General features: G+C 40.1%; 20 protein-coding genes and 1 tRNA gene. 10 read left to right on the top strand and 11 right to left on the bottom strand.

Annotation, left to right across the window (positions count from 1 at the left end; genetic code table 11):
• Positions 1 to 37: 37 nt before the first annotated feature.
• From H7U17_RS02280 to H7U17_RS02245, 8 genes are all read right to left on the bottom strand, one after another.
• Complete coding sequence (locus H7U17_RS02280) at positions 38 to 589, bottom strand: NUDIX hydrolase (protein ID WP_186754340.1); 552 nt, start codon at positions 587 to 589, stop codon at positions 38 to 40.
• Positions 582 to 1,175, bottom strand: a complete 594-nt coding sequence (locus tag H7U17_RS02275; RefSeq protein ID WP_186754338.1) for a hypothetical protein — start codon at positions 1,173 to 1,175, stop codon at positions 582 to 584. The genes H7U17_RS02280 and H7U17_RS02275 overlap by 8 nt, the downstream gene beginning before the upstream one ends.
• A complete protein-coding gene (locus tag H7U17_RS02270) occupies positions 1,172 to 3,094 on the bottom strand; it encodes a RecQ family ATP-dependent DNA helicase (RefSeq protein WP_186754336.1) in 1,923 nt (640 codons plus the stop codon). Before H7U17_RS02270 ends, H7U17_RS02275 begins: the two co-directional genes overlap by 4 nt.
• A 1-nt stretch (position 3,095) precedes the next feature.
• Positions 3,096 to 3,821, bottom strand: coding sequence for an enoyl-CoA hydratase-related protein (locus tag H7U17_RS02265; RefSeq protein ID WP_230981234.1), 726 nt, complete (start codon positions 3,819 to 3,821; stop codon positions 3,096 to 3,098).
• 106 nt (positions 3,822 to 3,927) lie between these two features.
• Complete coding sequence (locus H7U17_RS02260) at positions 3,928 to 5,892, bottom strand: ComEC/Rec2 family competence protein (RefSeq protein WP_186754332.1); 1,965 nt, start codon at positions 5,890 to 5,892, stop codon at positions 3,928 to 3,930.
• 131 nt (positions 5,893 to 6,023) lie between these two features.
• Positions 6,024 to 6,569, bottom strand: a complete 546-nt coding sequence (locus H7U17_RS02255; protein WP_186754329.1) for an outer membrane beta-barrel protein — start codon at positions 6,567 to 6,569, stop codon at positions 6,024 to 6,026.
• Between the two features lie 61 nt (positions 6,570 to 6,630).
• Entirely contained in the window at positions 6,631 to 7,071 is a 441-nt protein-coding gene (locus tag H7U17_RS02250) for a GNAT family N-acetyltransferase (protein ID WP_186754327.1), read from the bottom strand.
• Positions 7,040 to 8,029 (bottom strand): PhoH family protein, encoded by a 990-nt coding sequence (locus tag H7U17_RS02245; RefSeq protein WP_186754325.1) that lies wholly within the window; start codon positions 8,027 to 8,029, stop codon positions 7,040 to 7,042. The genes H7U17_RS02250 and H7U17_RS02245 overlap by 32 nt, the downstream gene beginning before the upstream one ends.
• A gap of 103 nt (positions 8,030 to 8,132) precedes the next feature.
• Here H7U17_RS02245 and H7U17_RS02240 point away from each other — a divergent pair, with 103 nt between their 5' ends.
• From H7U17_RS02240 to H7U17_RS02230, 3 genes are all read left to right on the top strand, one after another.
• Positions 8,133 to 8,912 (top strand): SAM hydrolase/SAM-dependent halogenase family protein, encoded by a 780-nt coding sequence (locus H7U17_RS02240; RefSeq protein WP_186754323.1) that lies wholly within the window; start codon positions 8,133 to 8,135, stop codon positions 8,910 to 8,912.
• Between the two features lie 392 nt (positions 8,913 to 9,304).
• A tRNA-Leu gene (locus H7U17_RS02235) sits at positions 9,305 to 9,386 on the top strand.
• Between the two features lie 306 nt (positions 9,387 to 9,692).
• Positions 9,693 to 11,339: an alpha-L-fucosidase gene (locus H7U17_RS02230; protein WP_186754321.1), complete on the top strand. Its 1,647-nt coding sequence runs from the start codon at positions 9,693 to 9,695 to the stop codon at positions 11,337 to 11,339.
• A gap of 280 nt (positions 11,340 to 11,619) precedes the next feature.
• Here the strand turns inward: H7U17_RS02230 and H7U17_RS02225 are convergent, their stop codons facing one another.
• The gene (locus tag H7U17_RS02225) at positions 11,620 to 12,264 is read right to left on the bottom strand and encodes a hypothetical protein (protein ID WP_186754319.1); all 645 of its coding nucleotides are present in this window, start codon (positions 12,262 to 12,264) and stop codon (positions 11,620 to 11,622) included.
• A gap of 457 nt (positions 12,265 to 12,721) precedes the next feature.
• Between H7U17_RS02225 and H7U17_RS02220 the strand changes: the two genes are divergently transcribed.
• From H7U17_RS02220 to H7U17_RS02200, 5 genes are read left to right on the top strand one after another with little or no spacing between them, the layout of a single operon-like run.
• Positions 12,722 to 13,462, top strand: coding sequence for an outer membrane lipoprotein-sorting protein (locus tag H7U17_RS02220; protein ID WP_186754318.1), 741 nt, complete (start codon positions 12,722 to 12,724; stop codon positions 13,460 to 13,462).
• Positions 13,462 to 14,685, top strand: a complete 1,224-nt coding sequence (locus tag H7U17_RS02215) for an ABC transporter permease (RefSeq protein ID WP_186754316.1) — start codon at positions 13,462 to 13,464, stop codon at positions 14,683 to 14,685. The genes H7U17_RS02220 and H7U17_RS02215 overlap by 1 nt, the downstream gene beginning before the upstream one ends.
• A 6-nt stretch (positions 14,686 to 14,691) precedes the next feature.
• Positions 14,692 to 15,906: an ABC transporter permease gene (locus H7U17_RS02210; protein WP_186754314.1), complete on the top strand. Its 1,215-nt coding sequence runs from the start codon at positions 14,692 to 14,694 to the stop codon at positions 15,904 to 15,906.
• 11 nt (positions 15,907 to 15,917) lie between these two features.
• Positions 15,918 to 16,622 carry an ABC transporter ATP-binding protein gene (locus tag H7U17_RS02205; RefSeq protein ID WP_186754312.1) on the top strand — a complete coding sequence of 235 codons (705 nt, stop codon included), beginning with the start codon at positions 15,918 to 15,920 and terminating at the stop codon, positions 16,620 to 16,622.
• Entirely contained in the window at positions 16,606 to 17,802 is a 1,197-nt protein-coding gene (locus H7U17_RS02200; protein ID WP_186754310.1) for a hypothetical protein, read from the top strand. The genes H7U17_RS02205 and H7U17_RS02200 overlap by 17 nt, the downstream gene beginning before the upstream one ends.
• Positions 17,803 to 17,860: 58 nt before the next feature.
• On the opposite strand, the gene porU2 is transcribed toward H7U17_RS02200, so the two are convergent.
• Positions 17,861 to 22,888 (bottom strand): putative type IX secretion system sortase PorU2, encoded by a 5,028-nt coding sequence (gene porU2, locus H7U17_RS02195; protein WP_186754308.1) that lies wholly within the window; start codon positions 22,886 to 22,888, stop codon positions 17,861 to 17,863.
• 10 nt (positions 22,889 to 22,898) lie between these two features.
• A complete protein-coding gene (locus tag H7U17_RS02190; RefSeq protein ID WP_222439124.1) occupies positions 22,899 to 23,987 on the bottom strand; it encodes a putative type IX sorting system protein PorV2 in 1,089 nt (362 codons plus the stop codon).
• A gap of 453 nt (positions 23,988 to 24,440) precedes the next feature.
• Between H7U17_RS02190 and H7U17_RS02185 the strand changes: the two genes are divergently transcribed.
• Both H7U17_RS02185 and H7U17_RS02180 read left to right on the top strand, forming a co-directional pair.
• Complete coding sequence (locus H7U17_RS02185; RefSeq protein WP_186754306.1) at positions 24,441 to 24,770, top strand: PadR family transcriptional regulator; 330 nt, start codon at positions 24,441 to 24,443, stop codon at positions 24,768 to 24,770.
• Positions 24,771 to 24,774: 4 nt separating this feature from the next.
• The gene (locus H7U17_RS02180) at positions 24,775 to 26,688 is read left to right on the top strand and encodes a PspC domain-containing protein (protein WP_186754304.1); all 1,914 of its coding nucleotides are present in this window, start codon (positions 24,775 to 24,777) and stop codon (positions 26,686 to 26,688) included.
• The last annotated feature ends 2 nt before the right edge of the window (positions 26,689 to 26,690 follow it).

Below are 26,690 nucleotides of genomic sequence, written 5' to 3'. Positions count from 1 at the left end.
GACAACTAAAATTACAAAAAAAGACTCAAGTAAATGGCTAAAAAACCAACTCAGACTTGCTTGTTTTTTCTAACATCCTAATAATAGAATCATTGCTGTTAACAACATCAGGGACCGTTTCAAAACTGACCCAAGCTAAATCTTTACTTTCCTCACTAATAGTTAAGGGCTCATCCATGGCCGCCTCCACCAAAAATCGCACGTCATAATGGTAATGCTGTTGGTCTTTGGAATTGGCTGGAATCAGATGCTTGTCGATATCAAAAATAAAAGTATCTACCAACTTTAAAGAGATCAATCCACTTTCCTCCTTGGCTTCTGTCATGGCTACTTCCATCAAGTTTTCATTCCCATCAGCATGTCCTCCCAACTGTAACCACCGGTTTAATTTCCTATGGTGAGTGAGTAAGGCATGTGTCCTGGTCTTGTTCACTATCCAAGAAGATGCAGTAAAATGACCTTCCTTTCTTTCTCTTGAGAAAGCCAGTGGATCATCTGCAAGACTTACAAAGTCATCGACAAACGATTTTTCTTCCTCAAAGGGAGTCCGATAATTATTTAATATTTTCCTAAGTCCTTCTCTATTCATTTTTATTAGGGTGATTAAATATTGCTTCAATAAAGGAATCAAACGATTTTGCTTTGGTATACAACCTGTCAGAATAAACTGTTACTAGGATTTTGATCATTTGAGGTTGATGATTGACCAACACTTTTTCAATAGTGACATTGCCAAAAAGTTGGTCCGTTTGATCCGCCATTAAGGTTGGCTTGGGCTTAAGGTATTGTTTTTCAGTAACATTGATTCCCTGCTTCTTTTCTTGAACAGATCGTTCAATACTTACTCGATCATATCCTAAATCTAACATTCGTTCGCCAAATGCAAAGAAAAGCTGGCGAAAATTTTCAGAATTGAAGGGAAAATCGTAAAAAACCGCTATTCCATTGGCGTAAGGCGAACGATACACCTGAATTTCAGGACTTACCTCCTCACCAATCTTTTGCAAGTGGTAATTGGAATAAACAGCTTCAAACAGCTTTTGCCCCTCTCCTGATCTCATCCATTGCCGCACACTATCTTTGTCCTCTAGGGTATATTTGGCATTTTCCCGGTGCTTGATTGTCTCTTTCTCCTTTGGAAAAAGCCTGTTCAAAATATTTTCTACAAATGTCATTCAGCGTTTTTCTTTATTCTTCCATCTTCTAGGCATATCAAAAGCCCTTCCTCTTCCATTTGCCGAAGCATTCTTAAGGCATCCTCATCCTCATCACTTAAGCCTGCTTCTGACAAGAGCTCCTTATAGGTAAACAAAGCTCCTGTATTTAAAGTTTTCACTATCCGCAATCTTGTGTCCTCAAGATGCCCTCCAAAGCTCCCTGCCTTTTTATTTTCTAAACAAACGTCACAAATACCACAAGGTTCATCTATTTCCTCTCCGAAATAAGACAATATCTGAAGCGTCCTACACAACACCCTATTTTCGATATACTGGACCATGGACTTGGCTTTTTCCACGCTATTCTCCCGCCTTTCAGCAATCCGCTTCACATTAAGTGGCAACCTTCCCGCATCAAAACGAGGAGTCAAAAACGTCACCTGCGGCTTGTCCTTTTTCTTATTATAAGCACCGATCCCTAGATTCTCCATCCGCTCCAAAAGCTTGACCACTTGTCCTTCTGGCATATTCAGGATACTGGCTAATTTTTCCTCATTGATTTTGATATACTCTGTAAAAAGCTCCCCACCATGCATCCTTAGCAGCACTTTTATTACAGGGTCCAAACTTGCCTGAGCTATTTGATAGCCATAAAGTTCTTTTTGATCTACCAAAAAGTGAAAAGAACTCGCACTATAAAAACCTTCATTTAACTCTACCAAGCCCTCTTCTTGTAGAATCTTTAGTGCATGGTAAGTCATCAAGATATCAAGGCTATAAATATTGGTGAATGCTGTAATCTCAAAATCATAACTGACCATTAGACTACTGCCTACAGCTATCCGGTAATAATTTGCCAGACTCTGATAAACCCTCTTAATAAATTCTACGGGAGGATAAGCCTGCTCCGCCCGCTCTTGGAGCAATTCTAAATCCCGGTCTTGATAGAGAATAACTGCAAAAGCCTTCCATTCATCTCTCCCTGCTCTTCCTGCCTCTTGATAATAATTCTCCAGGTTTTCTGGCATATCAACATGGATGACCAGTCTCACATCCGGCTTGTCTATTCCCATCCCAAAAGCATTGGTAGCCACCATGACCCTGATTTTATTATTCTTCCAGTCCAACTGTCTTATTTCCCGTGTGGCTTTGTCCAGTCCGGCATGATAATATGTCGCTGAAATCCCCAGCTGATGCAAGGCTATGGCCAACTCCTTGCATCCTTTCCTGCTTCTTACATAAACAATGGCCGACCCATTAACCCTTTTCAGAATATCAATGGCTTTCTCCAATTTGTTTTCCACCTTTCTGACCGAATAACTTAGGTTTTTTCTGGCAAAGGACTTCACAAATAAATTAGGAGATTTCAAGGTCAGTTTCTCCAAGATATCAGTCCTGACCTTTGGTGTAGCTGAAGCAGTAAGCGCTATAAAAGGAACATCTGGTTGGTATTCCCTTAATTTCGCAATTTCCAAATAAGGAGGTCTAAAATCATATCCCCATTGGGAAATACAGTGGGCTTCATCAATGGCCACCAGATTAACATTCATCTTCTTAAACCGCTCAATAAACAAATCTGTGCGCAAACGCTCGGGAGACACATATAGGAATTTGTAATTCCCATAAATACAATTGTCCAAAGTGGTGTCAATTTCCCTTTTGCGCATGCCAGAATAAATAGCAGTAGCCAACACCCCCCTTTGACGCAAATTATCCACTTGATCCTTCATTAAAGCAATCAGTGGGCTGACCACAATACAAATTCCCTCCTGCATTAGGGCAGGTACTTGAAAGCAAATGGATTTCCCTCCTCCTGTAGGAAGTAATGCCAACGTATCTTGCCCATTCGCTACAGAAAGGACAATATCCTGCTGCATCGGCCTGAAATCATCATAACCGAAAACCTTCTTTAATACAGATAATGCTTTTGTTTTCAACTTACCACTCAATTGACTTTTTCTCTAGGAATGCCGCAATTCCCCTTTTGCAGTCCTCATTTCCCCTAGCCTTTGCATTCATATGGGCAGCATAATCCAAAGCCTCTTCCAAGTCCATCTCTTGCACCTTGGCGATCATTTCTTTGGTCAGTGCAAGTGACTGCCCCGAATTTTGCTTTACTAAACCTTCTGCAAATGCTTTTACTTTTCCTTCCAGCTCTTCCGTCTCAAACACGTCATTCACCAAGCCTAATTCCTTAGCCTTTTCTCCTGCTACCAATTCACCTCCCAAAAGTAAGCTTTTGGCTGCTCCTTCTCCGATTTTTCGCAGCAAAAACACCAAGACCATTGCCGGCACAAAACCAATCCGCACCTCAGTATACCCCATAAAAGCCGAAGGAACTACAAAAGAAAAGTCACACACAGCAACCAACCCACAGCCACCAGCAACGGCATGACCATGAACTTGGGCAATGACCACTTTTGGAAAAGTATAAATCTTATAAAATAACGTCTTTAAATGTCGGCTATCGGCTAAGTTTTCCTCAAAACCATTGGCCTCCATTTTTTTAATATCCTCTAGATCCGCACCAGAACAAAACACCTTTCCTTCTCCCTTTAAAATAACCGCTCTCACTTCTTCATCCCTTTCCACTAAATCTAATGCAGTCAGCAAGCCATCAACCATTTCCCCATTAAGCGCATTGCGCTTTTCTGGTCTATTCATAATGATATAAGCTATCGAGCCCTGTTTTTCTGTGACAACGTGATTTCCCATAATTTCTATCCCTTGGTTAGTTGAAGATAGGTGGAGTAAACTGTTCTTCCAAAAATTAATTTCCTGAACTCAAAATAATCTTATAGGCTTTATCTCCTAGTCTCAAACTATCCCTATGAGCTAAAACCCTCCAATTTTCCTTATCAAAGTAAGACAGCTCTTTGGTACTGACAGCACCTAGATCAAGATAATCCTTATTTACAAAAAGGGCCTCACCATTTGGCAAATACACTAATCTGCCCCCAGCTGTTTTTTGGCTTTTTAACTCATAAAACCTTTGACTTGCCAAGGACTCCCTGTGGGGATCTACTTTGAATGCTTGCTCGCTCTTTGACAAATCCCAATTGAATTTATAATAATCCCCCTTGCTGAAATAGCCAATAGCTACCCCCTTATTGAGACAGTAAATATACAGCTCATCTCTTTGGGTATTGTATATCCAATTGGAATGATGCAAAACAATTCCCAAAAAACACAGACCTAAAAACACAAAAACATAGGTCTTTCTTCTAAACTCATAAACATAAAATACACAAACCACCCCTATCCAAAACAACAGCATCCCAACAAGGCTTATATAAATTCCTTCTGTTTGGGCAAATGGCAACTCCTGAACACTGAATATAAGATAATTTAGGAGCTTGACCACTCCCTCCAAGACCTTGGTCAAAAGAGGAAATGAAATCCCAAAGACCACTAATAGCAAATAAGGCAGTCCCAAAGTCATAATCAAAAATGCCCCTGGTATGGCCCAAAGATTGGCCAACAAACCATAATTGGGAAAAACATGAAAATAATAAGCCGAAATGGGAAATGTAGCCACTTGGGCAGCAATACTTACTGAGCTTATCTCCCATAAATAATACAGCAACTTATTTTTAGGCAGCCATAATCTTCTGATTCTTGGCTGCAAAACCACTATACCTAGCACCGCAGCATATGAAAGCTGAAACCCCACTTCGTAAATAATGAAAGGCTGAATAACCAGCAATACCACCGCTGATAAAGCCAAAGAATTAATGATTGATGGAGAGCGGGACATAACTTGGGCAAAAGACAAAATGGTGAACATACTAGCTGCCCTCTTAACAGAAGGAGACAATCCAGTAAGCAAAGCATACCCCCAAATTAAAAGTACAATAATAGACAATATAACCAACCGCTTCCCTCGAGAGGATTGCATAGGTTTAAAGAAAAGAAAAAAGAAACCATAAATCATTCCCACATGCAAACCAGAAACGGCCAGAACATGCATGGTACCCGCCTTGACATATGCTTCACTTAGCTCCTCGTCCAAATCCTGTTTTTCTCCTAGCAAAAATGCTTTTAAGACCTGGGAAGCTTTCCCATCCTCAATACTCCTATCAATCATCAGCATAGCATTATTCCTAATTTCGCTGATCCAGGAATATATTGGCCTTTCATTTACGCTGCCCAAAACTTCCAATCTCTTGCCCACATATTGACTATGGTAAATTTGCTTATTGGCCAAAAATCCTCTATAATCAAACTCTTCAGGATTACTTGGAGGAGACAATCTATCCGGACTGCCATCTACCCAAAGAACATCTCCTATATGTAATGCTGCATCTTTCTGATGATAGATGATTACCTTCCCTTTGGCATCAAAATATCCCTTGGGAGTCTTTACTTTTCGCACCGCTACCTTATTGGCAATGGAATTCGCTTTCTCCTGATCAGTTTCCAACACCACCGCCATATAGGCTTCCACATCCTGAAAATGGCTCAAATGATCCTGCCCATTTCTTTCATCTGCCTGCAAAGCCAAATAATAGCCGGAAATAACTAATAACACATAGGCCAAGAAAGGAAATACCCATTGATTTTTAAACGCTTTCTTACTTAACAGTCCCTGAGAAGCTGCTAAATAAATCAGTAATAATAGCAGGACAACCCATAGAAGCTCATTAGAATTGAAAAAATGAATATTTGGGTAGGCAATAATTCCTAATGCTAAAAAAGCGAAGTAGCGTAAAAATGGGAATTCATTAAATTTCATGATAAAAAAGTTTACCATTAATTTAAGAAGTCCTCCTTAAAATCTCAAATAAAAAAAGCTGTCCCAACAATGAATCCTCTATTCGGATCATATTGGAACAGCCTCAAAATTTGCTTATTCTCAACCAGGTATTAGAATCGATACCCAATACTTACCCCAGCATTTAACTCAACTGCTGAAAACCTGTCCTTCACCTCATCACTAAAGCCCCTTGCAATATTGACATAAGGTGCAATGGCAAACTTGTCTCCTTGAACAAACTTATAGCCTGCTCCAATGCCCAACATGGCACTGTTCATATCGGTTTCCATCATTGGATTATTACCTTCTACTTCCTGAAAATCACCAAAACGGTATTTGAAGAAAGGATATACATAAAGACTTCCATCACTGTAATCATTCAAGAAATAGAAATTATAGGAAACCAATAAGCTATTGGTATTATATTCTTTAGAATCATTTTCAGAATTATACCCAAAACGGTCATTGATAAGGTATTCTACGCCAATAGACTGATTCTCTTCAACAAAATACTCATAACCGAGCTCAACAGAACCCTGAATGATTGTATTGAGGATATTGAGCTTAATTTCGCTCTTATTATATGTTTCTTCTGATTGGGCATTGGCCTGTAAAAAAAGCCCAAAAAACATCAATACTACTAGTAACTTTTTCATATGGATAAATTAAATAATTGATCAATTGTAAAAACCATGGACAAATCTCCAACAAACAAGCTTAGGGAAATGTTTTCTCCATTTTATAATGTTTGATATCACATTCGATAAAAACATCTCCCACCTTTTTAAAGCCAAACTTTTCATATAAAGGAACAGCTGCCAACTGGCCGTGCAAATAAAGTACCTTATTCTTTGCTTCGGAATTTTCTTTTATATTTTCTAAAACGGCAGCCACCAAAGCTTGTCCAACACCTTTTCCTCGTGCTGCTTTTAACACGGCAAAACGCTCCAGCTTTATTCCATTTTCAGTAAATCGCCATCTTGCGGTACCCACTCCATTTCCGTCCAAGCAGGCCAAAAAATGAGTAGAAGACTGTTCAAATTCATCATACTCCTCTTCTCTGTCTACCTCTTGCTCTACCACAAAAACTTCTTCCCTGATTTTAAAGACCTGTTCAAGCTCTTCTTTATTCTGAACCTTTTTGACGCTTAAATTCATCTTTGAGTTTTTCCTTTTCCAAATCATCTTTGTCATAGGCCTCAATAATGGATTTCACCAACCTATGTCGAATCACATCCTTGCCGCCCAGTTTCACCAAGCCAATGCCCTTCACATCTTTCAACACACGAAGCGCCTCTCTTAGACCAGACTTTTGCTTACTTGGTAAATCCACCTGAGTTTGATCTCCTGTAATGATTACTTTTGAATTAGGGCCCATTCTGGTCAAGAACATTTTGATCTGTTCTCTAGTAGTATTTTGGGCCTCATCCAATAGCACAAAAGCATCATGCAAGGTTCTACCACGCATATAAGCCAACGGAGCAATCTCAATCACCCTATTCTCTTGATAAAACTTCAACTTTTCAGCAGGAACCATATCCCCCAAAGCATCATAAATTGGCCTCAAATAAGGATCCAGCTTTTCCTGAAGATCACCAGGCAAAAAGCCTAGGTTTTCGCCAGCTTCCACTGCTGGCCGCGTAATAATAATCCGCTTTACTTCTCTGTTTTTGAGCGCCCTCACGGCCAAGGCTACTGCGATATAGGTTTTTCCTGTACCGGCAGGACCAAGTGCAAACACAAGGTCATTTTTAAAAGCTGCATCCACCAACTTACGTTGATTGCTGGACTTCGGTTTAATGACTAAACCCTTATTGCCAAATACGATGATATCATTTTTATGTTCTTCCTCAAAAGGCACTCCTTCCAAGTCTATATACTCCTTCACATTCTCCGGGGTCACCTGACCGAAACGGTTAAAATGTTGTAAGAGCATATTAAGAACATCGTTGATTCGAATAATTTCAGGAGCCATGCCCTGAATACGAATTTCATTTCCGCGCGAAACAATTTTGCTTTTTGGGAAAGCCGCAGCAATTTGACGGATATTCTCATTTTCTGAGCCGAGAAAATCCAAAAGCGGGATATTTTCTAAAGTAATTACCTTTTCTACCAATCCGATATTATGTATTTAGCTTTGTCAGATTATTCTTAGACAAATAAAATTTCTATTTTTGTTTACACTTACAAAAGTACAAAATTTTAATTGACTTCGTTCCATGGCCTTAGTAACATTCCTGTCTGATTTTGGAGATTGTGATTATTATGTACCTGCAGTAAAAGCCAAGATGTTATCGATCAACCCGCAGCTGAATATCATCGATATTTCGCATAAAATTGATACCTATGACATTGCCCACGCTGCTTTCGTACTAAGGTCTGTCTATAAGGACTTTCCAAAAGGGACTATCCATCTGGTTGCTATCAATAGCACTAGTAGCATTACATCAGGATTTATCGGCATCAAATTAGAAGAGCATATTTTTATAGGACCCAATAATGGGGTTTTGAGCATGTTGGCAGATTACGACCCAGGAATTATTGTCCAGTTTGCTGACATTCATATTAAGGACAGCTCTTTTCCAGCAAAAGACATTCTCGCCCCAATCGCCGCCAAAGTGGCCAGCGGGGCCGCCATTCATGATTTTGGTGGACCTTTACAGCAAATCAAGAAGATGATGCCTAGACAGATCAAAGCCACTAAAAAGCAAATCGTCGGCCATGTATTAAGGGTGGACAACTATGGCAATTTGATTACAAACATCCCCAAAGATGTATTCAACACCCTTAACCCAGGCAAATTCACCTTGGAATTTAGCCGTGAAATATTAGAAGAAATCAACCAATCCTATGATAATGTAGAACCAGGTGATTGCTTTGCTTTTTTCAATAGCTTGGATTTTCTGGAAATCGGGATCAATCATGGACATGGAGCAGACTTGCTTGGCCTAAAATATGACAGTCCAGTAATGATTAACTTCCACCGGGAAGAAGATTAATTGAAAACGCATAGCATAATTTTTCCTATGCTATGCGAAAACCTTCCCTGGAAGGTTTTACATTTTTTTGATTAAAATCACTTCCCGAAAAAACTTTTCACTTGAATCAAAAAAAATCTTCTACACCAGCTTTAAGCTACCTGAACTAAAGAAACACCACTAACCAACAGCTGTACAAACACTTAACACCAAACCAACAAGAATTGGTTTTAAACGATCTGATAATCGAAAAAAATTAATTTGAAAAAAATCAAAATATCTAGGCTCTAGCTCTTGCACAAGAAAAAATCTTTGTCCATATTTGCATCCCATTCAGGAAGGAATGGAAACAAAACAAGAGAAAAATTGCTCCAATGTTTTGACAAAAATGGTTAAACATACCATGTCACTAAGCCCAGGTGGCGGAATTGGTAGACGCGTTGGTCTCAAACACCAATGCCTTCGGGCGTGCCGGTTCGACTCCGGCCCTGGGTACATAGCTCTCCTTTTTGGAGAGCTTTTTTTTTGAATTCATAATGATCAAATTTTCTACTTAGCTTTTTCCAGCCAACCTATCAAATTAAGAACTACCCTACACATCTTCAAAAAAGCTATTTTTCATTGAAATATATCACCTGAAATAGCTATGATATTACGAAACAACTATGTTTTTCACCTAGTCCATTTGACCTATACAGGAAAATATTTCCTTATATTGCATCCTTCAATTTAATTAGTACTGCCCCAAAAAAAAGACAGCGAAGGTCACAGATTATGCAAATTCTAAATGATTCACTCAAAATGGTTAATACTAAAAAACTATTGAAGAAGGACATTTCCTTCAATTCACTTATTTGGTGCATGGTTTTCGCCATATTGATAGGATGTAGATCCAAAATTAAACACGAAGAAACTTCCAAGGACAACATTAAATTTGAGCCAACTGTAGAATCTTTACAGCAATATGAAACTCCTGAGTGGTACAAGGATGCAAAATTCGGGATTTATTGTCATTGGAATGCACAATCCGCCTCTAAAAGCAGTAACAGTGGCTGGTACGCCAGACATATGTATCAAGAAGGCCACCCAGCCTATAAAGACCATTTAAAAAACTGGGGACACCCATCTGAAGTCGGCTATAAAGACATTATCGAAGCATGGGAAGGGGACAAGTTCGATGCCGAGAAATGGATAGGCCTCTTTGCTGATGCTGGAGCAAAATACGTCATGACCATGGCAGTTCATCACGATAATTTTGATTTTTGGGACTCAAAGTATCAACCCAAATGGAACTCTTTGAATTATGGTCCAAAAGTGGATGTTTGCAAAGAAATGAGAGATGCCGCTCATGATGCAGGACTGCGATGGGGAGCACGAACACACTTGGGACGAACATATAGCTGGTTTCAGACCAATAAAGGAGCTGATAGCACCGGAGCAAAAAAAGGCATTCCTTATGATGGAAACGATCCCTCTTATCAGGATTTATATTTAGAAAAAGCCTCGGCAGATCAAATTGGAAAAGAATACAATCAGATCAGGCATCCATTAAAGCCTTCAGAAGCCTGGGTGGAACATTGGAAAAACCGCATTAAGGACCTCATAGACAATTATCACCCTGACCACCTTTACTTCGATGGTGCCCTACCATTCATGAATGACCAGGGCAAGGCAGGTCTGGAAATTCTTGCCCATTATTATAACCATAATGCTTCCCGGCATAATGGAAAAAACGAAGGTGTTATGGTTATTAAAGATATAAAGGACCACGGGTATTTTTATGAAGGCATCTCCTCTGTGGTCCTAGAACGTACCAGAGAAAACGACATTGTACATCCCATGAGGGAAACCGAAAATTCTATCGGCCCTTGGTTCTATAATGGCAATGAAACATCCTACCGTTCCTCAAAAAGCTTGCTACACGAAATGATTGACGTGGTTTCTAAAAACTGCAATTTTGTTCTTAATGTTCCCCCAAGACCTGATGGTTCATTTGACGATGCCACAAAAACTATCTTAAGGGATTTCGGAAGCTGGCTAGACCAAAACGGTGAGGCCATCTACAGTAGTAGACCATATAATGTATTTGGGGAGGACAAGGTGAGATTTACTGTAAAAGGCAACAATTTGTATGTTATTTTATTAGAAAAACCATCTCAAGACAAATTAATTCAAACATTGAAAGCTTGGAAAGAAACTGACATCAAAGGGGTAGAACTTTTGGGACACAACGGCCCTATCCAATGGAAGTCAAGCAAAGAAGGGATGAATCTTTCTTTTCCAGATGAATTACCAGCCCAATTGGCATACGTGATCAAAATCAAATGCAACCAATCCCCAAACCTACTCCCTTTTGTAAAATCAGGGTCTGAGGATGTCGAGAAAATAAATGAGAAAAACAAGCAAAAGTATGGAGCTGATGGTGATGGAAATCACCAATTGGATTAATAAATCTAAAATCATGCATTGATAGTACTTCACTAATTATCAATAAGCTAAACTAGAAAAAGCTTCCTATTGGGGAGCTTTTTTGTTTTCTTTCCATTTTTCTTGATAGTCCGCTCTTTTTTCCTGTTGGCTTTTATAAAGACAAATCATCATAATAGCATCTGTCACTCAACTAAAAAAGTCATCAATAACTTAAATCAAACTAGCCTGATTATTACTTAACTAAAACAATGTAACAAAAAGAAGCGACCAATAAATTAATACAACGCCCCTACTTCAATTAATTCTGATAAAGCAGTTCATTGGTTAGAAAATTGAAAATATCTTCATTATTACCATACCGATCATTTAAGGCTTTCCAAGTGCCTCTACTAAACTCCAGCTTATTCCCCCTACTATCTTGATACACCCACTTGTCAAAAATATTTTTCTTCAAAGAAGCCTTTTCCTGATCCATTTCCAATACTAAACCACCATCCAACTCCTTCTTGACATAAACCCGACGACCATTTCTAATTTCTTCGCGAGTATAATTTCCAAAAACGTCTTTCCCTTCTACAAGTTTATTTTGCCTATTATCTTCTATTACCACCCTATCAAAAACGTCGATGGTGTATTTTGCGATATAACCATTATCTCTCCGATACTGCCGGACCAAGCCTATAAAAAACACACTCTCTCCTTGCTCAGTATTTAATTCATTTCCATATATTTCATCAAGGTATTCCTTCTCAAAAGTCACTTTATTTTCATTGTCATCAGTATAGACCAAACTTTCAAAAATATCCCTGTCCAGCTTTGCCTTAAAATGGCCATTTCTGGAAACATACTCCAGGTCACCAAAAAAATCCCGCTGTATGGACTGACCAACCGCCAAATTTGATACTCCGATAAGTAAAAATATAAACGCCCAAAAGTTTTTCATCTCTATTATTGATTATGCTTTATATATATCCGCAATTGCACCAGTAAGTTTTACCATTCAAAACATTCCCTATTAAGAGAATACATATCTTTAAGAAATACTAATTTAATTCTGTGTAGATCCGTGGAATCTCCCGATAAATCGGGACAGGCTGTGAGAAATAAGTTTACTGGTGTTAAAACGGATAATCATAATGCTTTAACTACTATAATTCTAAATGCTAAACTACCTCAACAATTTTAGTTTGAGAAAATAATAATCATGCCAAAAAAGAGTAAGCCAATCATATAGACTAAAAATAATTCATAAAACAGACTTTCTCACCTCTAAAACTGACCAAAGCACCAAACAACTACCTGAAATAGAAACAAATCCAGAAACAATCTATTGGAACATGGATTTGGAATCATTAAATTATGATAATAACCCACTCAAAGCAGGTTATAAAATCATTCTTATGAAAACGCTATTTTGTATCATTTTCCTTTTTACACCTCTTTTGCTTTCTGGACAAGATGCCACCGAGATCATCAAGAAGGTAGATCAAAAAATGAGGGGCAAATCATCATCCTCCAATATGACCATGAAGATTATTAGACCAGATTGGTCAAGGGAGATTTCAATGAAAGGCTGGAGCCTAGGGACTGACTATTCCCTCATCCTTATCACCAGCCCCGCAAGGGACCAAGGAACCGCTTTCCTCAAGCGAGACAAAGAAATATGGAATTGGCAGCCCACCATTGACAGGGTGGTGAAGCTTCCTCCTTCTATGATGAGCCAATCATGGATGGGCTCAGATTTTACTAATGATGACCTGGTGAAAGAATCTTCAGTGGTTGAGGATTATGACCATTTTCTCAAAGGGGATATCAGCATCAATAATTATGATTGCTGGAAGCTAGAGCTCATTCCAAAGGAGGATGCCGCTGTGGTATGGGGAGCTATTGAGCTATTTGTATCCAAAGAAGATTATATTGAACTGCTTATTCGCTATTATGATGAAGACGGTCTTCTGGTCAATACCATGATCCTTTCAGAAATCAAAGAGATGGACGGGAGGATTATTCCTAGCAAAATAGACATGATTCCTGCGGAAGACCCAGATCAAAGGACTGTAATTATCTATAATGATATTGATTTTGATATCGACATCAGTGAAAGCTTTTTCTCTATTCAAAAAATGAAACGCATACGTTGATGTTATTAAAACTGGCCTGGAGAAATATTTGGCGAAATAAGCGACGGACTATTATCACCATTGTCAGTATAGCCTTTGCCGTCATCCTATCCAGCCTTATGCGCTCTATGCAATTGGGTTCCTATGAAAGAATGGTTGATAATAGCGTGCGTTTTTTAACCGGTTATTTACAGATCCACAAAAAAGGATATTGGGATGAACAGGTGATTGACAATGCCTTTACCCCACCTTCAAATCTACAGAAAAAAGTCGAAGGAATCGCAAATGTAGAAGCAGCTGTCCCAAGACTGGAATCCTTTGCCTTGGCCTCCTACCAAACCAAAACCAAAGGGGCATTGGTCATAGGCATTGACCCTCAGAAAGAAGCAGCGCTCACCAATGTCGAAGATAAAATCGTCCAAGGCAAACCATTTGAAATTGACGAAAAACATGTACTGATCGGAACAGGGCTGGCAGAATACCTGAAGCTTTCTGTTGGTGACACCATCGTATTGATCAGCCAAGGTTACCACGGGGCAAATGCTGCAGGGAAATATGCCGTTTGCGGCCTGGTCCAGTTTGGCTTGCCACAGCTCACCAATCAGGCAGTTTTCATGCCCTTGCCTTCAGCTCAATATTTCTTTGGAGCAGAACAGTTGCTGACAGCCTTGGCTGTGGTCACTGAACACCCCAAACATGTCAGTTCCATTGAGGCTAGTTTACTACAAGAAGTCGATACTACGGCATTAGAAGTCATGAACTGGAGAATAATGATGCCGGAATTAATACAGGGAATAGAGGTAGATAATATTTCTGGAATAATCATGCTGATGTTACTATATGTGGTGATAGGCTTTGGAATGTTTGGTACATTTCTGATGATGACAACTGAGCGTCTATATGAATTTGGGGTCCTACTTTCCATAGGAATGAGAAGATACAAACTGCAATTGATTGTATTTGCAGAAATCATCATGCTAGCTATGATTGCTGTTTTGGTGGGCTTTGCTTTAAGCATACCCCTTATTAGTTATTTCTATCATCATCCAATTTCCCTATCGGACACCTATAAGGAGGCTTTTGAAAAATTCGGCATCGAAGCTGTCTATGTATTCAGTTTAGAACCAATAGTATTTACCAGTCAGGCATGGGTGGTGTTTTTTATGGCATTGGTCCTAGGCATTTACCCTCTTTATAAAATATGGAAACTGGACCCTGTAAATGCTATGAGAGAAGGAAGATAAATGAATATGTTAATCAAAATAGCTTGGAGAAATGTTTGGAGGAACAAAGGCCGCAGCTTAGTGGTCATTGGCTCTATTGTCGTGGGCATTTGGGCCTTGCTTTTCATGTTGGGCTTTATGAATGGCTTCACTGTTTCCTATATCAACGGGGCTATAGAACATGAAATTTCCCATATACAAATCCACCATCCAAAATTCAAACAGGACTACGATATAGCCTATTCCATACCCAATGGGCTTTCCCTGAAAGAAGCACTTTCTTCCGACCCCAAGGTTGCCGCCATTTCTCCCAGAAGCTTTGCCAATGGAATGATTTCCTCCACCAGAAAAGCCAATGGAGTCCGTATTTATGGCATCATTCCAGAATTGGAAAAACATGTTACCCACCACGACTCACTGTTAACAGCGGGAACTTATTTTGAATCCAAGCAGAGAAACCCAGTTATAATAGGAAATGAGCTGGCCGAAGAACTCAAGGTAGACATCAACTCGAAAATCGTGCTCACCTTCCAAGATGAAGATAATAATTTGGTCGCAGGGGCATTTCGCATAGCAGGCCTGATAGAGACCTCCTCACCTAGCATCAATAAATTCACCGCCTATGTAAAAATGGAAGACTTTAATCGCATTGCTGGAATAGGCCAAAACATTCATGAAATTGCCCTTTTCCTATCAAGCCCAAATGATGAAGCCCCATTAATGGACAAACTTAAAAAAGAACACCCAGACCTGCTAATAGAATCCTGGAGGACCATTGCCCCCGAGCTCGAACTCTTTCTTTCCATGACAGACAGCTTCCTATGGGTACTTTTTGGTATTATCATGATTGCACTCATCTTTGGAATTATCAACACTATGCTAATGGCCGTATTGGAGCGCTATAGGGAATTGGGTATGTTGATGGCCATAGGAATGAACAAATGGCGGGTTTATATGATGATTGTGATCGAAACCGTTTTTCTTTCTTTGGTTGGTGGTCCATTGGGAATTATCATTGGTTTAGCCACCATGAACTGGTTAGGCATTCACGGCATTGATTTAAGCGCCTATTCCGAAGGGCTAAAAGCCTATGGTTATGATAGTATTTTGTACCCAAGCATTGAAAACAACATCTATATATTTGTGACGATTGGCGTGATTATTACCGCGCTGATTGGTGCGCTTTATCCTGCTTACAAAGCCATTCAGCTCAATCCGACCAAAGCCCTACACACTGTTTAAATGACTCAGAAATGGAAACAACAGTAGCTAAAAAAATTGTTATAAAGACTGAAAATATAGCCAAGACTTACCACGAGTCGAAGATCCCTGTTCAGGCCTTAAAAGATGTGGACCTCGAGATTGAAGAAGGGGAATTTACGGCCATCGTTGGCCCATCAGGTTCTGGGAAAACTACACTCCTGAATATCATTGGGGGTCTTGATAAGCCCAGCAAGGGGAAGATAATTATCGGAGATACCGACATTTCCAACTTAAAAGAGTCTCAGCTTATAGATTTCAGGTTGCACCATATTGGTTTCGTTTTTCAGCAATACAATCTCATCCCTGTGCTCACAGCCAAAGAAAATGTAGAATTTATCATGTTGCTGCAAAAAAAATCCGAAAAGGAAATGGAAGAAAGAGCCATGAAACTTCTGAAAGAGGTTGGCTTGGAGGATAAGGCCAAAGTCCGCCCATCAGAATTATCGGGAGGACAACAACAACGGGTAGCAGTAATCAGGGCATTGGCTTCCAGGCCAAAATTTATCCTAGCAGATGAACCCACCGCTAACCTTGACTCTGCCTCTGCAGGGAATTTATTAGATATGATGGCCCGAATGAACCGTGAAGAAAATATGACCTTTATTTTTTCCACACACGACCAAAGGGTCATCGACAAGGCCAGAAGAGTCGTCACCTTAGAAGATGGCATGATCAAATATGATGAAGTTCGTTAAAATACTATTTAGCTGCCTATTTTTTGGCTTTATCCAAAGCAATATACTTGCGCAAGAAGAAAAGCCCAAGACCTTCTTTGTCAATGGTTATCTCAAAGAAATGATCTCCGCAAACGATCTTGGCGACAGTGCATTGATGGACAACCTCATCCATAATCGACTCAATTTTAAATGGTATCCAAATGATAACTTCAGGTTTTATGGGGCCTTGAGAACCAGGTTATTTATTGGTCAAACAAGCAAGTACCTTGAAAATTTTGAGGATTTCATCGATTATGACACCTACTACTTTGATCTAAACTGGACCCCAATCAATGAAAATGGTGTAGTACTCAACACAATGATTGATCGGTTGTATATGGAGTGGATCATAGAAAACCTTACGGTCAAACTGGGCCGACAAAGGATCAATTGGGGCATCAATACCATATGGAATCCAAACGATATTTTCAATGCCTATTCTTATTTTGACTTTGACTATGAAGAGCGACCAGGAATCGATGCCCTTAGAACAGAGTATTACACAGGAACCAATTCCAGTATTGAGGTAGCTATTAGCCTTCCTTCTAAAACCATAAATCCTGACAGTACAGCAATGAATATTTTTTCCTCTGCCTTGATGTACAAGACCAATAAATGGGGGTATGACTTCCAGTTTATGGGAGGCTATAGCAGAGAAAACTGGGTGCTTGGTGCTGGCTGGGCCGGTAATCTGGGCAGTGCCAGTTTAAAAGGGGAATTCACCTATTTCTACCCGAAAGAAGAAACTGAAGCAGACCCAAAGGCATTTGTAGGAAGTATCTCTCTGGACCATTCCATAGGAAAATTGTTCTATAATATATCTTACCTTTTCAATGAGTCAGGCTATAAAAACCTAGGGGCAGAAGGATTAATCCAACTCAATAGTCGCGCACTGACGGCCAAAAACCTGTCACCTTATAAACATTCCGGATTCGTTCAGACCAGCTATCAAGCCCACCCCCTTATCAATGCAGGATTTGGCATGATGCTGTTTCCTCAGAACAAAGCCATGTTCCTCTCCCCTTTTGCGACTTGGAATGTATTTCAGGATTTTGATCTAGACTTTATCGTCCAGGCCTTTTATGCAGAGGATACTTCAAGGGATAAATTCCGTTCCTATTCCACCTCTTATTTTTTACGGGGAAAATGGAGTTTTTAATTTGCAACCTAAAAATCACACTTCTCAATACTCATGACTCAATACTCTTTACTCTATACTACCTTAATAAATACATCTTGCCATAACCCTTTTTGAAGGCCTTATCTCCCGCTGTAGCTCTATGCTCCACAAATTGTCCATCTTTCCTTACAAGCACACGGTAAATATAGACGCCATTGGCCAATTGATCTCCAAACTCATCCTTGCCATCCCAAGCGTATTCGGAAATATTATTTCCGATCTTAATCGGACCAAGTTCTTCCTGAAGAATTTCTCTGACCACCTTGCCCGTCACCGTCATGATCTGAATTTTGATTTGGTCAGGCGGGGCTATACCTGTCACCGTAAACACAAAGCGTACACTGGTGCTAAATGGGTTGGGATAAGGATAAAAATGGGTGATGGTGGATTCATTGATTACCTCAAAACTCACCTCATAAGGTTTTTCTCCCGCTTTATTACCAGAAGCATCCACTGCATTGACCCTTAAGGTGTATATACCATCTTCCAAAGGGCCTGGCTGATACTCCAGTTTGAAATCCGTATTGTCCGATTCCTCAAACCATTTCAATGCAGGATTGCTGAATGATATTCTTTCAAAAGTACATCCCTCACAACTTCTCTTCAAATACACTTCCATGCCTGTAGTATCCTGTTTCAGCAGGGTGCTATTTTCATCCTTTACCAAAGCCGTAATCATCACATTAGGTGATACTATATCTCCGTCCATGATATAGGCCCCATCAAAATTGACATCCAAGACAGGGTTTTGATCGTCTTTTTCCACTATGAAATAATCCGCCAAATCCAGCACATTATTTTTATAGGATTGTTCCAAATATTCCCTTGGATTGGCGAAAACATTCATGGAGTTCTTGCCCGCCTCTCCCAATGAAGAAAAGGTGATTTCAAAAGCATAACGCTCCCCTGCCTTTACCGCTGGAATATTAAAAGACTCCTTTTTGACCGTATTATTGGTTTTGTTTTGAAGCCCATAATCTACAGTAAGGGAGTCTGTGAAGTCATAATTGGAGATATTGACAAATTCAAACTTGACCGTGGCCTCCTCTCCTTCCTGAAGTTGGAATTCATCTTCTTTGGATTGCAAAATCAAAACCCCTTCCGGCACACCAGTATAATTCACCTGCCATTTTCTCAATTGTTGTGGAACCTCTGTTTCAGAATCCCTCACTTCATATTTTAAGCGTAAATAAGGATAGGCCTCTGCATTGATATCTTGAATCCTGAGTTCTTCTTCCCTAATATTATCAAACAAAATTTCTTCATGGCCCTCACTGGTCACCCCAATAACATCGAAAACAAAATCTTCCACATTAATCGAAGTGCCCGGAACCGTATGATTATAAAACGTATCCCAAGAGGAAGCAGGCCCAATTCTGGAAGCGGCTACCGTTCCTTGATCATAAAAGCCTTTCATTTGTGTATGAAAAGTAATGACCTGTTCATCAGCTGGCAATGCAGCATCCTTATCTGCCAAGATCTCCTGTGCTTCTCCCGGACGCATACCCTTTCTCCCAAATAAAATATAAGGCTCTCCATTTTGCATATTCCTCAAAGTAGCTTCATTGGCACCGATTTCCTTCATCTTTAGGAATGCCTCATCCGGCCAGTTTTCAAAATCAACCGCACCCACAGAGAATATTATGACATAATCTCCTTCTTTTAGACCTTCTATATAATCCAAAAGCATAGTTTGCCCTTCTCCTGTTATCCACGAGTTCCGTATATTTTGAATGATCTGTGGAGTTTTCCCGCAGCTCTTTCCATCCAACACATCAAAGTTGGTCAAGGGAACGACCAAATAAGGAGACAGACTTCTTTGATCAAAAGCCATTAAGGCAAATGAACCATTGGTACACCTCCTCAAATTCATGTCAATATTATAGGCAGTACCATTCAGTTCAATCTGCACCTGACCATAACTTAGCCCTTCTGTCCTTGAGCCGAAGGTCATCACATCCATATCCACTTTTGTACCTTGGTACCTCCACTGCTCTTGCTCTTGATCAAGGTCCATGTTCTCAATTTGGTTTTCTCCTAATTGAGCAAATTCCTGTTGGATCCAACCTTCAGGTCCATCAGGAATATAGGTAAAACTACTAGTGGTCCATTCGGCACTTTCCCCTTCACGGTTTTCCAAAAACTTAGTTCTCCAATAAAAGGTCACTGAATCTAAACCGCTTACTTTGTCTCCGATACTTTCTTGCCAAGTTGCTATATTCCGGGTCGTTACTCGTGATTCTTTCCGCCATGCCGAGTTAAAATCAGGAGAGGTATCCAATTGCATCACCAATACACGATCCTCAGTGGATTTACCAGGTACTTGGGCAATCAGCTCCACCTGTTGTTGTTGATGTATAGCATAATTCAATGGGCTTAAATTTTGTGTCCCGCTGGATTCAATAAACTTATTGATCACTATGGTATTATTGGCAAAGGTCATTTCAGGAACCTCCTTTTGTGAATTTACCGTAATGGTAAAGACATTATCACCTGCAGATACCAATCCAGTATTGGGGACAGTAAAATGCACGGTGTCCCTATAATAAATTGGAGCAAGCTCCTCTGCTTCAAATGGGACAACCGTTCCATCAGGAAGGGTTCTACTGATTTTAAAATCCACTGTATCTAAATCCACCCTACCAATATTCCTGACCACAAAAGAAAGGTCTATGGAATCTGTAAGGGAATTAATCGCTTCCCCATTGAAATCCTGAAAAACTACTTCATTCTCATCTAAAGAATAATCCACCTTGTCTGCGGGAAAAAGCTTTACTGCAGGGTCCCCCAGCATCACCATTTGATTGGCATGGGCCTGGTTGATGGCTGAAGTACCATATCGCTTATAAAAATAATCTTCCACCTCACATTTAATTGTTCCAATAGCTTTGTAGTTCATTGAGGAATCCGCCAGTGCCTTCCTGTAAAAGGATTCTGAATACCTTCTCAAATAAACATCAACCCCCACACTTGCATGGGCCAAAAAGTTGGAAGCACCTCTATCGGGTGTCAAGATCCAATCCTCACCAAAGGTATAGGCCCCGCCAAAAGCATTTCCAGCATCACAGCCATTCATAAGCAAAAAGGGATATTTCCCATTATTATCATAACCCAGCTCATCTACACTGACAAAGCCTATATCAATATCTGTGGTGGACGTTCCTGCATGGCCAAAAAAAGTCACCATACTTGCCCCTTCATTGATCTTATCTGAAATATTGATCAGCTCAACCGGTGTATTTGACCGCTTTCTAAAGGTGGTAACATTCCCTCCAAAAAACACACTTTCTGCTATACTCTTATAGCCGAGCAGAAAATTATAATATCTTTCAAGTTCAAAAGCTGACAAACCTCCACTCAAATGTACTATCTCCTTCTGCCAAGCTTCACTCGCTCCTAGGGCATCCTTTTCTTTTACTTTGGCCAAATAATCATTGACTTGCTCTGGCGTTCTGGCTGGAATCCTCCCTACTCCTATGGTTTTTTTAAGGGGATCTTCAGGATCAAACCCCGTCACAAACCTATTGTCATTATAAGGGTAACCAAAAGTAGGTACTAGGTCCTGAATACTAAAAATCTCTGGCCTGTCACGGTAAAAATACCTTACCCCGCCTGAGTTCCGGGCATTGTACATGCCATAAGCCCTGCCTAAAAGCAACAGGAATTTTGGTTGATATTTGGTGGAGAACTGTCTTAAAAACTCCTTGATACCCAAAGGGGATTTTTCCCCATAATTAAATTGATTGTACAATTCTTCCGCTGTAACAATCAAGGTATCATAGCTACCGCCCGCAGCAGAGTGACGGTAAGCGGCATAAGCCTTCACGGGATCAGTGTTGATAGAGGTCGGCTGCCTTAAGCTTGGGTGACTCAGTATAATATAATCAGCACTTCGAGCCAATAGATTCCTGAAACGTACTTTTTCAAGCACATTGGGTTCGATAATATCCCTTTCTGACTGTATCAATAGCTTCGACTCCCCTGACACTGCCCCAACAGGAAAACTACTTGTGCCCGAGGATTCTTCTTTATCCAACTTCACAGGATGGTACAAATCAGTTATATCATAAGCCAAATATTGATCTCCTTCGTTAGAAAAAGTAAGTTTACCTTCTCCGCCACTTATCCAAATCGGCGCTAAATTTTCAGGTGCTGTCCCTGCCTGCTTATCATAAGTCAACTTGGCATAACTCAAAGATATATTATCAGAGGAACCGGCTGTTCCAACAGGCCGTGCCCGAACGACAAATCTTCCGTCATCACCGACATCGCTGACCATCAGATCAGCTGTCAATCTATAAATTTCAAAGGCCTCAAAACCCACCCTTTCTACCAACCGTAACTGATCCGTATTGGGTCCCACCATAATTTCCACTTCATGGGGAGCATCGGATCGACCCAAAATCCCCAATTCCAGAACAACCTCTGAGGAGCTCATTATTCTCCCTAAATCCCTGTAGCTTACATCTATATTATTATTTCGCGTCACTGCCCTTCCTGACCAGCCCTGCCCTCTATCATAAATTCCAAGATGAATTCCCAGAGAATAAGTTTGCCCCAATGCATATTGATCCGAAAAAACTTGAAGCGCTTCAGTTCTATAAGCACTTATTTCATTAGCAAGGGGATTTATAGCTCTATTGGCAACTCTTTTACCTGCTTGATCATTGGAAACCGTAAGAAAAAAAGCGGTCGCATCACTATGATTATTATAATAAGGATTACCCATTTGATCGGGTTCTGGATATAATTTCACGTCCGAGCTGCCATCATTCCTCTCTCCAACCAACTCTATATAATCCCCAGCGTCAAATTGCCCATCTTCCTGCCCATGCACATAGATGGCCACTTCTACACCTCGGTGAAAAATCTGGATATTTCTAGGATCAATAGCATCTACATCCATACCTGAAGCAGACAAGGTCGTATAGCTTAACCTGTAAATCCCATTAGTCTCCGTCTTGATCTTATAATAAGTTTGGGAAAAGTCGATCCATTCACTTTGTCCAAAAGTGACCTGGGCCCACCCCAGCAAAAGCATAAAAATTAGTACAAATTTATTCATTTATTAGCTTTTAATCCCAACCATTAAAAAGCCTGAATCCTTCTCCCAAAGGTTCAAGACTTACCTTTAGACTAAACACATGCGAATAGGGCGTTTCGGATACGCCGCCAATATCTGTCAATGCATAATCAATCGAAGCCTTTTCACTGATAAATACACCTAATCCAAAGCTCGGTTTATAGGCAAGTGATTTCCTTCCGTCAAAATCCTTTGTATACTGAAAATTGCTTATCCCCCCACGCAGATAGGCCACAGACCTATAACCCACCTCTAGCCCAAGCCTAGGATCCACACTCATCAAGTCTGTTTGTATGAGTGTATTTCTACGACCGTCAAAAGTCATGTCCAAATCCAAAGCTGCTTGTAAAGTGATCATTTCCTGTATCGTCAGCTCTCTGGACAAGCTGATTATGGCCCTGGGCAATGTCAGTTCAATGGTATTGGTAGGCACCTCATTATTGGTGCCAGCATAGACCTCCCGAACCATTTCGGCATTATGGGACCAAGCATTAAAAGTGGTGGTAATATCTTTCAACATTATCCCCAGCTTCCATTCCTCCAAAAAGAACATTCCTCCCACGTCAAAGCCAAAGCCCCAAGCCTTGGCAAACTTCCCTACATTTCTGTGAATAATCTTCGTATTGACCCCCGCTTTAAAAACATCACTAATATCCCTTGCATAAGAAATCATCAGCGCATAATCTGCTGCATTGAAAAACTGGATATTATCGTAATTGAGGGCCCCATTGGCATCATACAAAAAACGGGTATCGGGTATATCATCCACCCCAAATCGGATCAGCGAAATCGCTATTTGGTTGTCCTCTTCTATATTGGTGGAAAAACCCGCATAATCATACTTGGCAATGCCCGCAAAATACTCGGCATGCATGAGGGAGAATTCATACTTATGTTGGATTCCCAAAAGGGCAGCAGGATTCCAGTAAGCGGCTGTAACATCCCTTACGGCTGACACCTGTGCTCCACCCATTCCTAATGCCCTGGCCCCTACGCCAATGTTCATAAATTCATTGGAATACTTTGGAGTAATCCCCTGTGCTCTCCCTTCTACAATAGCCAAAAGTAATATCAGCCCCAAAAAACAATGCTGAAAACCTTTTTTTCTGTTTTTTTCCACCTATGCAAAGTAAAAAATAAATTGATATGAAACGAAATAGGCCTTTTAAAATTCTCTCCTATATAAACAGCTGAACACTGTTCACTACCGAACAAAGTATGTTCATTAGATATACACCACAAATCAGTCCTGAGTGAATCAAAAAAAATATTTTTTCGATGCCATATTTTCTGACAGGGTTCCCAAAAAGGTCAAAAAACACCCTAAAACACTACTAAACAACAGCTTACATCGAATCACATATATAAAAAGAATCCTTATTTAACAAGGAAATAGGTATAACAAGGTAGCTTAGTTAACTTTGGTATTATTTTTCGATATAGAAGAGAGAAGTCAAATGGATCATGCAAAACATGAGATAGCAATGGTTAATCATCAATCATTCTTGTTTCATCTTTATAAAAATCAACATAGATGAAAGCATCAAACACCCAAGTACAAATGCGCAAAGGAATTCTAGAATTCTGCATATTGCACATCATTTCCAGAGGGGAAGTTTACGCCTCGGATATGATAGAAGAACTTACAGAGGCTAAGCTGATTGTGGTGGAAGGCACCTTATATCCCTTGCTAAACCGGCTGAAAACAGCAGCCTTGGTTTCCTATAAATGGGTAGAATCAGAATCTGGTCCACCAAGAAAATACTACTCAATCACCCCAGAAGGAAGCGAGTTTCTTGGCAAGCTAAATGAAACCTGGCTTGACCTGGTTCAATCTACTACATTAATCACTTCCAAAAATTAAGATCATGAAAAAAACTATCAGCATAAATATCAGCGGTATCCTTTTTCATATCGAGGAGGATGGCTATGACAACTTGAAGAAATACCTGGAGTCTATTAACAAACACTTCTCGCATTATGAAGACAACCAGGAAATCATCAAGGATATAGAAAACCGAATTGCCGAAATATTCCTTTCTAACCTGAAAAACAATAAGCAGGTCATCACAGCAGAAAACGTGGACAAACTCATTGAAAAAATGGGGACCATTGCTGATTTCAAGGCAGTAGAGGAAAATGAACAGGAATTGGAAAATGACAAAAGCAATACTTCCAAGGATGAAGAAGAAAGTGAATTTTACAAATATATCACGCCTCCTGATCAGGGTTCAGGCAAGGGATATAAGAAACTGAGCAGACTGGAAAAAAGCAAGATTTTGGGAGGAGTCTGTGCTGGGCTTGCCAACTACTTGGCAATTGATCCACTTTGGACCAGATTAGTAGCCATACTTTTACTCTTCAGTGGTAAGTTCTCATTCACCAATTTTGATTTCTTCCCTTGGGATTGGGACTTTTCAGTATCCTTCGGTTGGTGGGCCATATTGGCTTATATTGTACTTTGGGTAATCCTTCCTGTGTCTTATGAGGAACCAGAGGACAAAAAGATCAAGAAGCTCTACCGAAATCCTGACGACCGGGTCATTGGTGGTGTCTGCAGTGGATTGGCTGCTTATTTTGACATAGAAGTACTATGGGCCAGACTGGCATTTGTTGGGTTGATATTTGCCGGAGGTGCGGGATTTGTGATTTATATCATTCTCTGGATAATCACACCACTGGCCAAATCCATCACCGAAAGGATAAAGATGAAAGGCGGGGAAATCACTTTGAGCAATATCGAAAGCACCATCATACAAAACCGTCAGATCCCGGACATTCCTCCGACTACAGAAAGACAAAAGGCTTGGTTGGCACCTTTCCGTTTTCTTGGTAAAATTATCGACAAGCTGGGAAAGGCCTTGGGCCCCTTCGGAAAGTTCATTCTTGATGTGATCCGAGTAGTCTTTGGGCTGATCATTTTCTTTATTGGATTGGTCATTACACTGACACCTCTGGCTTTTCTGGGGGCCTACTTTGAATTCTATACCAATGATAGCTTTAGGCATTTAATAGACAATGTCCCAGTAGAACTAATTTCTGAACTCGCACCGGTATGGTTAGCTATTGCAGCCAGTACTGTGGTATTGATCCCAGGTATAGTCATTACGCTTTTAGGTATCAGTGTACTTATCAAGAGAAGTTTGATTGATTCAAGGTTTGGATTGGTCACCTTTGGTATTTGGCTGCTCAGCATCATGATCTGTGCCTTTCAAATCCCCAAAACTATTGTACAATTCAAGAATGAAGGAAGTCATACTATCGAAACGAAACTTGACCTTCCAGAAAGTGTGTGGGTAATCGGTGCCAATGATGACGAAATGGATCTTAACGAGCTGGACCTGGTTCATGTAGAACTCAAAGGCACTGAGGACAGCCTCGCCTACCTGTCTCAGCGCTTTAAGTCACAAGGTAGAAGCAAGCAGGATGCTAACCAAAATGCCCAAGATATCCAATACAATTATGACATAAAGGATTCTCTCATCAGTTTTAACAGATCATTGGAATTTTCCTCTATGGCTAAATTTAGAGGACAAAATTTATGGCAAACCCTTTATATACCTTACGATCAGCCATTCATAATGGAAAAATCATTAATATCCATGATCCGCAATACCATTTATGCCAATGGTTATAAACTCAAGGATATCAATAACAGAAACTATTGGGTATTCAATGAAGAAGGAATGCTCTGTCTAACCTGTGAAAGTGAACATAAAAACACCCCTAGCGACAGTATTTCAAGGGTGAAATTTCAAAAGGAATTCTTTATGAAGGAATAAAC

It is taken from the genome of Echinicola salinicaeni, assembly GCF_014280965.1.
In the GTDB taxonomy this organism is placed as follows: Bacteria; Bacteroidota; Bacteroidia; order Cytophagales; family Cyclobacteriaceae; genus Echinicola; species Echinicola salinicaeni.
Note: the sequence above shows the minus strand (reverse complement) of the source record. Positions and strands in the feature narration are given on the sequence as shown.

What these genes read in the sequence shown, in the direction of transcription:
- H7U17_RS02180 (WP_186754304.1), top strand. Translation starts at nt 24,775, where the DNA reads ATGAAAAAAACTATCAGCATAAATATCAGCGGTATCCTTTTTCATATC.
- H7U17_RS02265 (WP_230981234.1), bottom strand. Translation starts at nt 3,821, where the DNA reads ATGAATAGACCAGAAAAGCGCAATGCGCTTAATGGGGAAATGGTTGAT.
- H7U17_RS02225 (WP_186754319.1), bottom strand. Translation starts at nt 12,264, where the DNA reads ATGAAAAACTTTTGGGCGTTTATATTTTTACTTATCGGAGTATCAAAT.
- H7U17_RS02205 (WP_186754312.1), top strand. Translation starts at nt 15,918, where the DNA reads ATGGAAACAACAGTAGCTAAAAAAATTGTTATAAAGACTGAAAATATA.
- H7U17_RS02260 (WP_186754332.1), bottom strand. Translation starts at nt 5,892, where the DNA reads ATGAAATTTAATGAATTCCCATTTTTACGCTACTTCGCTTTTTTAGCA.
- H7U17_RS02220 (WP_186754318.1), top strand. Translation starts at nt 12,722, where the DNA reads ATGAAAACGCTATTTTGTATCATTTTCCTTTTTACACCTCTTTTGCTT.
- H7U17_RS02240 (WP_186754323.1), top strand. Translation starts at nt 8,133, where the DNA reads ATGGCCTTAGTAACATTCCTGTCTGATTTTGGAGATTGTGATTATTAT.
- H7U17_RS02230 (WP_186754321.1), top strand. Translation starts at nt 9,693, where the DNA reads ATGGTTAATACTAAAAAACTATTGAAGAAGGACATTTCCTTCAATTCA.
- H7U17_RS02185 (WP_186754306.1), top strand. Translation starts at nt 24,441, where the DNA reads ATGAAAGCATCAAACACCCAAGTACAAATGCGCAAAGGAATTCTAGAA.
- H7U17_RS02255 (WP_186754329.1), bottom strand. Translation starts at nt 6,569, where the DNA reads ATGAAAAAGTTACTAGTAGTATTGATGTTTTTTGGGCTTTTTTTACAG.
- H7U17_RS02210 (WP_186754314.1), top strand. Translation starts at nt 14,692, where the DNA reads ATGTTAATCAAAATAGCTTGGAGAAATGTTTGGAGGAACAAAGGCCGC.
- H7U17_RS02280 (WP_186754340.1), bottom strand. Translation starts at nt 589, where the DNA reads ATGAATAGAGAAGGACTTAGGAAAATATTAAATAATTATCGGACTCCC.
- H7U17_RS02275 (WP_186754338.1), bottom strand. Translation starts at nt 1,175, where the DNA reads ATGACATTTGTAGAAAATATTTTGAACAGGCTTTTTCCAAAGGAGAAA.
- H7U17_RS02215 (WP_186754316.1), top strand. Translation starts at nt 13,462, where the DNA reads ATGTTATTAAAACTGGCCTGGAGAAATATTTGGCGAAATAAGCGACGG.
- porU2 (WP_186754308.1), bottom strand. Translation starts at nt 22,888, where the DNA reads ATGAATAAATTTGTACTAATTTTTATGCTTTTGCTGGGGTGGGCCCAG.
- H7U17_RS02200 (WP_186754310.1), top strand. Translation starts at nt 16,606, where the DNA reads ATGATGAAGTTCGTTAAAATACTATTTAGCTGCCTATTTTTTGGCTTT.
- H7U17_RS02250 (WP_186754327.1), bottom strand. Translation starts at nt 7,071, where the DNA reads ATGAATTTAAGCGTCAAAAAGGTTCAGAATAAAGAAGAGCTTGAACAG.